The following is a 12,262-nucleotide window of genomic DNA, read 5'->3' as shown; positions in this document are numbered from 1 at the left end:
CTGGTTGTGATTTGTCAGCAATATTGGCGGTCAGATATTACCGCTGGAGGTGACTTATCATAACCTGCGTAGCAAAATCGATCCTAGCTCTCAACTTGGGGCAATGTTTGTGCTACCTCATGGTCGCTGGCAAAACGGGCTGCTAGTATGGTGAGCATTGTTAACGTCCGGGGCTATCTTCATCGGTTTAGGTCTTTCTACGGTCGCTCCGGGATCAGTAATGAGGTTGTAAAATGTTAAGTGCAGACGAAAAAGCACGAGTTAAGTGGGCTTGCCGCCGTGGCATGCTGGAGTTGGATGTGCTTATCATGCCGTTTTTTGAAGCGTGTTTTGATGAGCTCTCCGAGCAAGAGCAGCAGGATTTTATCTCGCTCTTGACGTGTGACGATCCCGATCTGTTTACTTGGATGATGCAGCATGGCCGTAGTGAAAATCCGGCACATGCAGCAATGGTCGATAAGATTGTCGCCCACAACAACAGCAAGCTTCGCTGATCTAACCCTTACACCTTCCTACCGTTTAATGGGCGCACTGGCATTGCTATATACCAGTGCGCTTGTTCTGTTATTACTTTGTGCCGTGCTCCAGTTTATTCCTTGGCCCGTGTTCTTCGCTGCCGCCTGGTGGCTGCTTGATGAATGGCAAAGGCGCTTTGCCGACATTTGCCATTTGACCGGCCGGCTGCAGATCTCCAAGCAAGGGGTTATTCGTTGGCAGAACCAGCAATGGCGGCTGCGGACCGCGCGTATCCGATCTGGCCTGATCCTTGTTTGGCAACTTGAGGGCATCGAGGGGCGAATATGGCTGCCGATTTGTCCTGATGCCTGCTCGCTTGCCGCCTACCGCAGCCTAGCGCTGTACTCCCGTCATTACCGCTCAATATCAGCGTGATCCTGTTCATGGCCTAAAAAAAATTAAGCGAGTCAAAAACAGGCATATTCCTGAACTTTCGGTAATTTTTTGTGTGAAGTGGATCGCTTGATCATGAAAGCGCCATTTTTTGTTTCAAGAGATTTTCTACTGTGCCGATTAACATGGGTTGCTGCGAGCAAAGCAGTATTGTGCGACGACAGACGGGGTAGTAATGAAAATTAAAATAAAGTTGCTGGGACTGACACTTATTTCAGTCACGGCATTGGGCGCGGTGCTGGCCATTGGCCTAACCGCAGGCCAACGGGTGGTGAACCTCAACCAGGCGATGACGACAGTCAGTGAAATGGAAGTGGCACTGCTGAACCTGCGGCGAAATGAAAAGGATTTCCTGATGCGGATGGACCTGAAGTACCGGGCAACCTTCGAGGAAAACTTCTCTCGTTTCGAAGGGTTAGACACCCAGTTGTCGGAGCAAGCGGATAGCTTGTCATTGCAAATCCCTGAGCTGGTTCAGCTCGATAGCGTGATGGCCAATTACCGCCAGGGCATGCTGGCATTAATGACTGGCTACCAGCAGCTAGGGCTCTCGAATGAAAACGGTATGTTGCGTGAGTATTTTGCAGCATCGAATACATTGGTCGCTGATGCCAATGAGCAGGTTGAGGTAATCGGGCCACTATTTTCGTTGGTGACGGCCAGCAAGGTGATGGTGCTGGAAGGCACCCAAGACAGTGTGACGGGCTACCTTGCTGCGAAGCAGGCTTCTGACGCGCAGCTATCGGTGGCGCTGGGGCAAGATTACCAGCGCTTTTTGCAGGCGACTGAGCAGGTTCGCCAGCAACTCGTCCAGATTGGCCTTAGCCACAACCAGGGGCTGCGGGGAGATATCCGCAACCAAGCTCATCAGGTTGAAGAAATGTTTACCACGGTCAAACAGCAGCTAGAGCGGGTTGTGGCTGACGATCAGCAGCAGATGACATCGACATTGCTGGTGGCTGTTGTGCTGGTGGTTATAGCCCTGCTTTGTTTGTCTTGGGTGATCAGCCAGTCAATCAACCGCCGCCTGTCGGGTATGAGCCAGTTGATGGCGGAAATTGCCACCAGCCATGACCTAACTCGTATGGCCGATCAGGAGGGTAATGACGAATTGGCCGAGATGGCAGTGAATTTCAATCACTTGCTCAGCAGCCTTCGCCAGCTGGTGGGGGATGTTCAACTGGCTGTCTCTGAGTTGGGGAGTGCTTCGCTCCAACTCCAACAGCGAAGTAACGATGCAGAGCAAGCCTTGCGTCAGCAGCAGGGCGAGACAGAGTCTGTTGCCGCGGCGGTCACCGAAATGGGCGTCACGATCCGTGAAATTGCCAACAATACCGACACGGCAGCAGGCAACGCCGAGCGTGGCTACCAAGGTGCGACCGATGGCTTGCAGGAAGTGGCTGATACCAAGCGAAAGATTGGCGAGTTGTCAGAGGATTTGGCCGATACCAGCAAGCAAGTTTCCAGTCTGTCGAGTCTGTCTGAGAATATCGGCTCGGTGCTGGATGTGATCAAAGACATTGCCGAGCAGACTAACTTGTTAGCGCTTAATGCGGCTATCGAAGCGGCCCGTGCCGGTGAGCAGGGGCGTGGCTTTGCTGTGGTTGCCGATGAGGTCCGGACCTTGGCATTGCGTACCCGCCAGTCGACGGAAGAGATCACCACCATCATTGGTTCCCTGCAGGGCCAGACCGCGCAGGTGGTGGAGCACATCAGCCATTGCCGCGAGTTAGGCGGGCAGAGTGTGAGCCAGGCTGAAAGTGCAGAGCAACAAATCAGCCATATCATGACGGATATGCAGCAGATCATGGATACCAGCCACCAGATCGCCGCGGCGGTAGAGCAGCAAAGCGTGGTGTCGGAAGAGGTCGGGCAGAATGTCACGGCCATTAGCGAGCTGACTTCGGTCAATTCAGAGGTGGCGCACGATAATGTACAAGCGGCTCAGGCCGTCGCCCAGCAAGCTGGTGGGCTGGAACAGGCGATTGCCGGGTTCCGGGTGTAAAGAAAACGAGCGCCATTAGGCGCTCGTTTTTTTATGATATTTGCTGTGTTACGGCTGGTCCGGGATCAGCACGGTTGGCGTGGCCGGGTCAACGGCTTCAGGGTAGTCGAGGGTATAGTGCAGGCCGATGCTTTCTTTTCGCTCTAGGGCGCAGCGAACCATGAGTTCGGCAACCTGGAGCAGGTTACGCAGTTCCAGCAGGTTGTTCGAGACTTTGAAGTTACTGTAGTACTCATCGGTTTCGTCTTTTAGCAGCTGGATCCGGCGCATCGCTCGCTCAAGGCGCTTGGTGGTACGGACAATGCCCATGTAGTCCCACATAAACAAGCGCAGTTCGTGCCAGTTGTGCTGGATCACGACTTCTTCATCTGAGCAGCTGACCTGGCTTTCATCCCAGCAGGGCAGCGCAGGCGGAAGCTCGACACTGTCCATGTTCTTGGCAATACTTTCAGCGGCTGCCCATGCGTAGACCACACACTCCAGCAGGGAGTTGGAAGCCATGCGGTTGGCGCCGTGCAGGCCGGTGTAGCTGACCTCGCCGATAGCATAAAGGCCATTGAGATCGGTTAGGCCCTGTTTGTCGACCACCACACCACCACAGGTATAGTGGGCGGCCGGGACAATCGGGATCGGCTCTTTGGTGATATCAATGCCGAAGGTCAGCAATTTTTCGTAAATGGTCGGGAAGTGCTTGGTGACAAACTCAGGCGATTTGTGGCTGATATCGAGATACATGCAATCGGCACCAAGGCGCTTCATTTCAAAGTCGATAGCCCTGGCGACGACATCCCGCGGTGCCAGTTCGCCTCGTTCATCGAAATCTTTCATAAACCGTGAACCGTCAGGGCGGCGCAGGTAGGCCCCTTCGCCACGCAGGGCTTCGGTCAACAGGAAATTACGTGCATCGGGGTGGAATAGGCAGGTCGGGTGAAATTGATTGAACTCGAGGTTCGCGACCCGGCAACCGGCACGCCAGGCCATCGCAATACCGTCACCGGAAGAGACATCCGGGTTGGAGGTATACTGGTACACCTTGGAGGCGCCGCCGGTTGCTAGCACAACGAATTTGGCTCGAACGGTTTCCACCGCTTCGAGGTTGCGGTTCCAGACGTAGGCGCCCAGGATCCGGTTAGGCTGATCGGTATGTCCCAGCTTATGGGAAGTGATCAGATCCAGCGCATTGTGGCGCTCGAATACCTCGATATTCGGGTGGTTGTGAACATTGTCCTGCAAGGAGTTTTGCACCGCCATGCCGGTGGCATCGGCTGCATGGAGGATGCGGCGGTGGCTGTGTCCGCCCTCGCGGGTCAGGTGGTAGCGAGGGGCTTCGTCGCTGTCGCTTTCTTCGCGGTCAAACGGTACCCCGCCATCGATAAGCCACTGGACACAGTGCTTGGCATTTTCAGCAATGAAGCGGACGACATCTTCATCACACAAGTGGGCACCGGCAATCTGGGTATCCTCGACATGGGAATCGACACTGTCTGATTCATCAAAGACGGCGGCAATCCCGCCTTGGGCATAGAAGGTTGCTCCTTCGCTGCGCGGTCCTTTGCTCAGGACGATCACTTTGCCCATGGGTGCCAGTCGAAGGGCCAATGACAGTCCTGCTGCACCACTACCAACAACAAGCACATCACATTGATGTTCACGGTTTTCGTTCATAATGATTTCATATCCCTGTGGTAATCTCGCTATATTACCAAATTCCGTACATTTTGTTCATTTTTGACGGATGGTTCACAAATCCCCCGCCTTAAGCGATATAATGCACAAATCAGCGTGACCAAAGCGTGCACACAGCAGACATACTGCTTTAATACAATAGAAAAATCGCGCACTATTATTGAGAAATGATTTTTCCTTGGGAACTTTGCCAGTTCCCCTAGGTCTTAAATAGTGCTCACGCTCATACATTTTTATCATACTGTTTTGATTGAGCATACTCGTCATAGCTAGGCGAGTTCGGCACTGGATGTACCCGTAAAAACGTTTGTTTTGGGGTGTCCAGCCGTAACAACAGATAAAAATGCGGGTGAATTTGATATAGGAGTACACGCTCGAATGAGCGAGCAGCAAACTGATCAGGTATTAATTGAGCGGGTACAGCGTGGAGACAAGCAGGCATTCAATTTACTGGTAGTGAAATACCAGAATAAAGTCTGCAACTTAGTTGCCAGATATGTCAGCAACTCCGGCGATGTACCGGATGTCGCTCAGGAAGCTTTTATTAAGGCGTACCGGGCACTGCCGACTTTTCGGGGTGAAAGTGCGTTTTATACATGGCTGTATCGAATCGCTGTTAACACGGCGAAAAACTACTTGGTGGCTCAGGGGCGTCGCCCACCCGCGTCGGATGTGGATGCGGAGGATGCGGAATATTATGAAAGTGGTAGTGCACTGAAAGAAATTTCGAACCCTGAGAACCAAATGTTGTCTGAAGAATTAAGGCGGGTAGTTTTCAGTACCATTGAAGGATTACCGGATGATCTCAAAACTGCGATCACCTTGCGCGAGCTGGAAGGCTTAAGCTATGAGGAAATTGCAGAGGTCATGGGTTGTCCGGTCGGTACAGTACGCTCCCGTATATTTCGAGCGCGAGAGGCGGTTGAAAAGCGTATTCGACCTCTTACACAGCGATAGTGTTGGGCCAAACGGTGAAAAAGATGGCTGATAAAGAAAAAATCTCGTCATTGCTTGATGGCGAAGAGCTGGATCAGAGCATTATTAATGCATTGGCTGTCGATGATGACAGTCAGCAGACCTGGCAGAACTTCAACCTGATTGGTGATGTGATGCGCGGGGAAGCACCGCAAAACAAGGAATGGGACATTGCGGCTAAGGTAGCACTGGCGCTGGAGGATGAACCTGTTCATACGGGAACCGTACAGACAGAGCCTACCTCTGTGGTATCGATTGCAACAGCGCGTGAGGCGCGGGTAGAGGAATCTCAGCCGACACCTCAGCAAGCTAAACGCAAGATGCCGGCTTGGCTTACCCAGTTCGGGCAGGTAGCGGTCGCCGCTTCTGTGTCTTTGGCCGTGATTGTGGGTGTCCAGCAATACAATGGTGGTGATAGTTCACTCACCACGTCGGCAGGAGATCCACAGTTACCGGTACTGGAAACCATCCCGTTTGCGGGAACGGCTGAGCCTGTGAGCTTGACTCGTGATTCAGTGCGATCGAGCCGTCATGCTGGTCCGAGTGAGGAGCAGGTGATGGAACAGCGTCGTCGTATCAATGCCATGCTGCAGGACTATGAATTACAGCTTCGCCTCAATGCTGAAGACGGGTCAATTGACCGTACGATGCTCGACGTGAATTAATCGATGGCGGATAAATGAAGAGACTTCTGGTCGGTGTGTTGACACTGGTCAGCCTCGCGATGCCGTACCAAGCCTCTGCTGAAGAACCGGTTTCTTCTGCCGAGGCTTTGTTGCATCAAATGGACGAGGCGAGCCGAAAACTCAGTTATGAGTTGTCATACATCTTAATCAAGAAAAACAGTATCGAACCTCTGCGCTATCGCCATGCACTGGAAGATGGCGAGACCTTTGCTCACTTGGTTTATCTCAGCGGTCCACCGCGTGAGGTGATTCAACGTGGTGATGAAGTGAGCTACTTCGAGCCGGGGTTGGATCCGTTCACCATCGATAGCAATAAAATGGTGGCCCCACTGCCGCCAATCATGAAAACCGATATCAATGAGTTGGCAGGCTATTACGATTTCATTTCGATGGGACGTGCTCGCGAGGCCGGTGTGGCCTGTGATGTGGTGCGGATTGCCCCTAAAGATGGCGCCCGCTATTCCTACCTGTTGTGGATTGATACCCGCAGCAAGCTGGTGATGCGCGCCGACTTGCTCGACCGTGACGGTGAGCCTCTGGAGCAATACCGTGCGGTATCTTATGTCATCAACCCGAAGGTCGCAGACGTTCTGAAAAACCTGAAGACCGTCGAATTGCCGGCCGTGGTGCAACTGCCACCTCAGCCTCAGGCTGAACTTGATTGGCAGGTTAACTGGTTGCCTCAAGGGTTTGAATCCATCTCGCGCAATCGCCACCGGTTGATGATGACCGAGCGTCCGGTTGAGAGCAAAATGTTCAGTGATGGTTTGTTCAGCTTCTCGATTTACATTTCATCAGCCGATAATTTTACGGTTAGGGAGCAACTGGTGCGTCAAGGCCGCCGGACGCTGCATAGCTATCTGCTCAATGACAAAGAAGTGACCGTGGTCGGTGATATCCCGCCGGCAACAGCGCGACGGGTTGCGGAATCGGTGGTATTTGACGCGACCGGGAGCAAAACCCCGTGATGCGTTCACTGGCTGAAGTGATCGCTGCCAAACCCGGCGAGATCACTGTCAGTTGCCAGCAACAAACCAGCTGCGGCAGCTGTGCTTCACGTGACAGTTGCGGCACCGGTATCGTCAGCAAGGCATTGCCGGGGCGTCAGCACCAGCTCAAAATTGCGACCGATAAACCGGCCAAGGTCGGTGATGTGGTTGAGATCGGCTTATCCGAACGCAGCATGCTTCACTCGGCAACCTTAGTTTATGTGCTGCCTTTGCTATGCTTAGTGCTAGGAGCGGCGCTTGGCCAGTGGTGGTTTGTGACATTGGCAGGTGGCGGAGAGCTGGGAGTGATCTTGACTGCACTGGTTAGTGCAGCCCTTGGATTGGGTTTGGCACGCCGACTGGCGATGCGGGTAGAAGGGACTTCAGCCTATAAACCCCACCTGATCCGGGTGCTCGGAAATCCGGTTTCGGCAGCGTTAGCAATAAATGGCGCATCGAAAGATAGCAGCTAGCGGCGAAATTCGGTAGAATCCGTCAACTTGATCTGTAGATCCCATTCATTTTTAATCACGAGTTAGTCACGCCAATTCATGAAGCACATTCGTAACTTTTCGATTATTGCACATATCGACCATGGTAAGTCGACCTTATCCGACCGTCTAATCCAAGTCTGTGGCGGCCTTTCCGATCGTGAAATGGCTGCGCAGGTTCTGGATTCCATGGATCTTGAACGCGAACGCGGTATCACTATCAAAGCCCAGAGCGTGACGCTCGACTATACGGCTAAAGATGGTGAAACCTACCAGTTGAATTTTATCGACACCCCGGGACACGTGGACTTCTCATACGAAGTATCTCGCTCTCTGGCGGCCTGTGAAGGTGCGCTGTTGGTTGTCGATGCTGGCCAGGGGGTTGAGGCTCAAACACTGGCAAACTGTTACACAGCAATGGAAATGGATCTGGAAGTAGTGCCAATCTTGAACAAGATTGACTTGCCAGCGGCCGATCCTGAGCGTGTTGCAGAAGAAATTGAAGACATTGTTGGTATCGATGCCCTGGAAGCGACTCGCTGTTCGGCGAAAACAGGCCTAGGTGTTGATGATGTTCTTGAAAACATTGTATCAGCAATTCCTGCGCCGGAAGGCGATCCGGAAGCGCCGCTTCAGGCACTGATCATCGATTCATGGTTCGATAACTATCTTGGTGTTGTTTCTTTGGTCCGTATTAAAAACGGTAAACTGAAGAAGAATGACAAAATCAAGGTAATGAGTACCGACCAGGTTTGGGGTGTTGACCGTCTCGGTATCTTCACACCAAAACAAATCGATACGACTGAACTGAACACCGGCGAAGTAGGCTGGGTTGTTTGTGGTATCAAAGATATCTTGGGCGCGCCAGTGGGCGATACCCTGACATTGGCGAAAAATGGCTGTGAAGACGCGCTTCCAGGTTTCCAAAAAGTGAAGCCTCAGGTATACGCTGGCCTGTTCCCGGTTTCTTCTGATGACTACGAAAACTTCCGTGATGCGCTTGGCAAGCTAAGCCTTAACGATGCTTCTTTGTTCTATGAACCAGAAAGCTCGGCAGCATTGGGCTTTGGTTTCCGTTGTGGCTTCCTTGGTATGCTGCACATGGAAATTATTCAAGAGCGTCTTGAGCGTGAATATAACCTTGCGCTTATCACCACGGCACCGACGGTTGTTTACGAGGTCGAGAAATCTGATGGTTCGATGATCTATGTGGATAGCCCATCGAAACTGCCAGCAGTTAACGATATCGAAGTGATCGGTGAGCCTATTGCACGCTGTAATATCTTGGTACCAAGTGAATATCTCGGCAACGTGATCACCTTGTGTGTTGAGAAGCGTGGTATGCAGGTCGACATGGTTTACCACGGTAACCAGGTTGCCCTGACATACGATATCCCGATGTCTGAAGTGGTATTGGACTTCTTCGACCGCCTGAAATCGACGTCTCGCGGTTATGCATCGCTAGATTACAACTTCCAGCGCTATGAGCCATCCAACATGGTTCGTGTTGATGTGATGATCAATGGTGAGCGTGTTGATGCGCTGGCTATTATTACTCACAAAGACAATGCGAATGGTCGCGGTCGTGACTTGGTTGATAAAATGAAGGAATTCATTCCTCGCCAGATGTTCGACATTGCGATCCAGGCTGCGATTGGCGGCATGATCATTGCTCGTGCCACTGTTAAGCAGTTGCGTAAAAACGTAATCGCTAAGTGTTACGGCGGTGATATTAGCCGTAAGAAAAAGCTCCTACAGAAGCAGAAAGAAGGTAAGAAGCGAATGAAGCAGATCGGTAACGTCGAACTGCCACAGGAAGCTTTCCTTGCGATTTTGCATGTGGGTAAAGACAAATAATCATAACTTATTGTTATCACTGGACGCTTTTGTGTCCACCTTGCTACCATAAGCAAAGACATTGATAACAGATGCAATGCAGCAGGCTCGTCTTGCTGCATTGTTATATCGAGTGGGCAGTAATCGGCAAGTAGCCGTTGCAGCCGGCTTGGTACTTGATATAAGTAGGGAAGATAATGGCAAATACTTTTTCGCTTATCCTGGTACTGGCAACATTGGTGACCGGGATCATTTGGGCTCTAGATAAATTTATCTGGGCGCCGAAGCGCCAATTAAAAATTGAAGCGGCGGCAGCCAATGCCGGCGAACAGGTGGATGCTAAAACTCTACAGACCGTGGCACCGCAACCGAGCTGGGTAGAGTCTGCCAGTTCGATGTTTCCGGTGATCGCGCTCATTATGGTATTTCGCTCATTTATTTATGAGCCGTTCCAGATCCCATCCGGTTCGATGATGCCGACCTTGTTAGTTGGCGACTTCATTCTGGTTGAGAAGTTTGCCTACGGTCTGAAAGACCCGGTTTTCCGCCATCAGATGGTTGAAACCGGTGAGCCAGAGCGTGGTGACATTGTGGTATTTAAATACCCGCCTCAGCCGAACATCGATTACATCAAGCGTGTCGTTGGCTTACCGGGCGATACCGTTCGTTACAGTGCCCACAAACAAATTTGTGTAGCGACGAAAGGATCAAGCGAGTGTAAGCCTGTACCGTTGACAGAGATGACCGATAGCGAATTTAGCCAGGGTATGACCCGTATGGTGCAGTTCAACGAGCAGTTGGGCGAGCATGAACATCAGATCCTGGTACATCCACTGAAACGCGACCGCACGTTGGCCTACCAGCCACGCCCGGGGATCAGCGAGTGGGTTGTGCCTGAAGGCCAGTATTTCGTGATGGGCGACAACCGCGACAACAGTGCAGATAGCCGTTACTGGGGCTTCGTACCTGAAGCTAACCTAGTGGGCAAGGCGGTCGGGATCTGGATCAGCTTTGAGTTTGAACGAGGTGCTGACAGTGCACTTCCATCTTGGATTCCTACCGGTGTGCGCTTTAGCCGCATCGGTGGCATAAACTGATCGGGAAAAAATGACCACTCCTGCAAACAGGCTCCAGCGTAAGCTGGGCTACCAATTTAACAATATTGATTTGATGACCCTGGCACTGACACACCGCAGTGCCAACGGGACACACAACGAACGCCTAGAATTTCTGGGCGATTCGATCCTCAGCTTCGTGATCGCTGATGATCTCTACCACCGCTTCCCGGAAGTGGATGAAGGCGACATGAGCCGCATGCGTGCCACGCTGGTTCGCGGCAAGACACTGGCTGAGTTAGGCCGCGAGTTTGATCTTGGCGATCACTTGTTGCTTGGCCCTGGCGAGCTGAAAAGCGGTGGCTTCCGCCGTGATTCGATCCTGGCCGACTGTGTCGAGGCTATCATTGGCGCTATCTACCTCGATAGCGATATTGAGAAGGTCCGCGGTATCGTGCTGAGCTGGTACCAGTCTCGTCTTGAAACGATCAAGCCGGGTATCAACCAGAAAGATCCGAAAACGCGTCTGCAGGAATGCCTGCAGGGACGTCGTCAGCCATTACCTGCCTATACGGTGACCAAGGTACATGGTGAGGCACACAACCAAGAGTTTACGGTGCAGTGTGAAGTGGCAGGCTTGGAGAAGCCTGTTATCGGTAAAGGCGGCAGTCGGCGCAAGGCAGAGCAGGCAGCGGCAGAAATTGCGCTTAAGCAGTTGGAATCATGACAGATAAGCAACACTGTGGCTTTATCGCCATCGTCGGTCGCCCGAATGTGGGTAAATCGACGCTCCTGAACCGTCTTGTCGGTCAGAAGCTCTCTATTACGTCGCGTAAACCTCAGACCACGCGCCACCGCATCATGGGTGTAGATACCCGCGATGGCTACCAGGCGGTTTACGTTGATACCCCGGGTCTGCACATTGAAGAGAAGCGGACTATCAACCGTTTGATGAACCGTGCAGCCAGCAGCTCGCTGACTGATGTCGAGCTGGTGCTGTTCTTGGTCGACGGTACCATGTGGACTGACGATGATGAGATGGTACTGAACAAGCTTAAAAAGAGTGAGTTACCAACAGTACTGTTGATCAACAAAGTTGATAACGTTAAAGAAAAAGGCGATCTATTCCCGCATCTAGATGCATTGTCTAAGAAAATGGACTTTGTTGATGTTGTGCCTATTTCAGCGAAAAGCGGTACTAACGTAGATGCCGTTGAGAAGATCGTACGTGAGCACATTCCTGAAGGCGAATATTACTTCCCGGAAGAGTATGTTACTGACCGCTCGCAGCGCTTTATGGCCTCTGAAATCATCCGTGAGAAACTTATGCGTTTCTTGGGTGATGAACTGCCGTACTCGGTAACGGTAGAAATCGAACGTTTTGATTTCAACCCACGTACTAACGGTTTTGATATCAATGGTTTGATTCTGGTTGAACGTAAGGGCCAGAAGAAAATGGTGATCGGTAAAAACGGTGAGAAGATGAAAGTCATCGGCCGTGAAGCCCGTATTGATATGGAAGATCTGTTCGAGCGCAAGGTTTACCTTGAGCTGTGGGTAAAAGTGAAATCCGGCTGGGCAGATGACGAACGTGCCCTGCGTAGCCTAGGCTATATTGACGATCTATAAG

12 protein-coding genes are annotated in these 12,262 nt (G+C 51.9%); 11 read left to right on the top strand and 1 reads right to left on the bottom strand.

The features are described from left to right. Positions 1 to 233: 233 nt before the first annotated feature. The 3 genes from L4D79_RS27125 to L4D79_RS27115 all read left to right on the top strand — a co-directional run bounded on the left by L4D79_RS27125 (position 234) and on the right by L4D79_RS27115 (position 2,914). Positions 234 to 494: an FAD assembly factor SdhE gene (locus L4D79_RS27125; protein WP_428656415.1), complete on the top strand. Its 261-nt coding sequence runs from the start codon at positions 234 to 236 to the stop codon at positions 492 to 494. Next, entirely contained in the window at positions 463 to 891 is a 429-nt protein-coding gene (locus tag L4D79_RS27120) for a protein YgfX (protein WP_428656413.1), read from the top strand. Before L4D79_RS27125 ends, L4D79_RS27120 begins: the two co-directional genes overlap by 32 nt. A 193-nt stretch (positions 892 to 1,084) precedes the next feature. Continuing rightward, on the top strand, positions 1,085 to 2,914 hold the full coding sequence (locus L4D79_RS27115; RefSeq protein WP_428656411.1) for a methyl-accepting chemotaxis protein: 1,830 nt from the start codon (positions 1,085 to 1,087) through the stop codon (positions 2,912 to 2,914). Between the two features lie 48 nt (positions 2,915 to 2,962). Here the strand turns inward: L4D79_RS27115 and nadB are convergent, their stop codons facing one another. Beyond that, positions 2,963 to 4,579: an L-aspartate oxidase gene (gene nadB, locus L4D79_RS27110; protein ID WP_428656409.1), complete on the bottom strand. Its 1,617-nt coding sequence runs from the start codon at positions 4,577 to 4,579 to the stop codon at positions 2,963 to 2,965. Between the two features lie 399 nt (positions 4,580 to 4,978). Between nadB and rpoE the strand changes: the two genes are divergently transcribed. The 8 genes from rpoE to era all read left to right on the top strand — a co-directional run bounded on the left by rpoE (position 4,979) and on the right by era (position 12,261). Beyond that, a complete protein-coding gene (gene rpoE / locus L4D79_RS27105; RefSeq protein ID WP_428656407.1) occupies positions 4,979 to 5,557 on the top strand; it encodes an RNA polymerase sigma factor RpoE in 579 nt (192 codons plus the stop codon). Positions 5,558 to 5,580: 23 nt separating this feature from the next. Beyond that, positions 5,581 to 6,240, top strand: a complete 660-nt coding sequence (locus tag L4D79_RS27100; protein WP_428656405.1) for an RseA family anti-sigma factor — start codon at positions 5,581 to 5,583, stop codon at positions 6,238 to 6,240. 14 nt (positions 6,241 to 6,254) lie between these two features. After that, complete coding sequence (gene rseB / locus L4D79_RS27095) at positions 6,255 to 7,229, top strand: sigma-E factor regulatory protein RseB (RefSeq protein WP_428656403.1); 975 nt, start codon at positions 6,255 to 6,257, stop codon at positions 7,227 to 7,229. Next, positions 7,229 to 7,723, top strand: coding sequence for a SoxR reducing system RseC family protein (locus tag L4D79_RS27090; RefSeq protein WP_428656518.1), 495 nt, complete (start codon positions 7,229 to 7,231; stop codon positions 7,721 to 7,723). Before rseB ends, L4D79_RS27090 begins: the two co-directional genes overlap by 1 nt. Before the next feature lie 78 nt (positions 7,724 to 7,801). Next, entirely contained in the window at positions 7,802 to 9,598 is a 1,797-nt protein-coding gene (lepA, locus tag L4D79_RS27085; protein ID WP_428656401.1) for a translation elongation factor 4, read from the top strand. Positions 9,599 to 9,774: 176 nt separating this feature from the next. Next, the gene (lepB, locus tag L4D79_RS27080) at positions 9,775 to 10,674 is read left to right on the top strand and encodes a signal peptidase I (RefSeq protein WP_428656399.1); all 900 of its coding nucleotides are present in this window, start codon (positions 9,775 to 9,777) and stop codon (positions 10,672 to 10,674) included. A 10-nt stretch (positions 10,675 to 10,684) separates the two neighbouring features. Next, positions 10,685 to 11,359 carry a ribonuclease III gene (rnc, locus tag L4D79_RS27075; protein WP_255041117.1) on the top strand — a complete coding sequence of 225 codons (675 nt, stop codon included), beginning with the start codon at positions 10,685 to 10,687 and terminating at the stop codon, positions 11,357 to 11,359. Then, positions 11,356 to 12,261: a GTPase Era gene (gene era / locus L4D79_RS27070; RefSeq protein ID WP_428656396.1), complete on the top strand. Its 906-nt coding sequence runs from the start codon at positions 11,356 to 11,358 to the stop codon at positions 12,259 to 12,261. The genes rnc and era overlap by 4 nt, the downstream gene beginning before the upstream one ends. The last annotated feature ends 1 nt before the right edge of the window (position 12,262 follow it).

The sequence above is a fragment of the Photobacterium satsumensis genome, from assembly GCF_050336935.1.
Taxonomy (GTDB): domain Bacteria; phylum Pseudomonadota; class Gammaproteobacteria; order Enterobacterales; family Vibrionaceae; genus Photobacterium; species Photobacterium satsumensis.
Note: the sequence above shows the minus strand (reverse complement) of the source record. Positions and strands in the feature narration are given on the sequence as shown.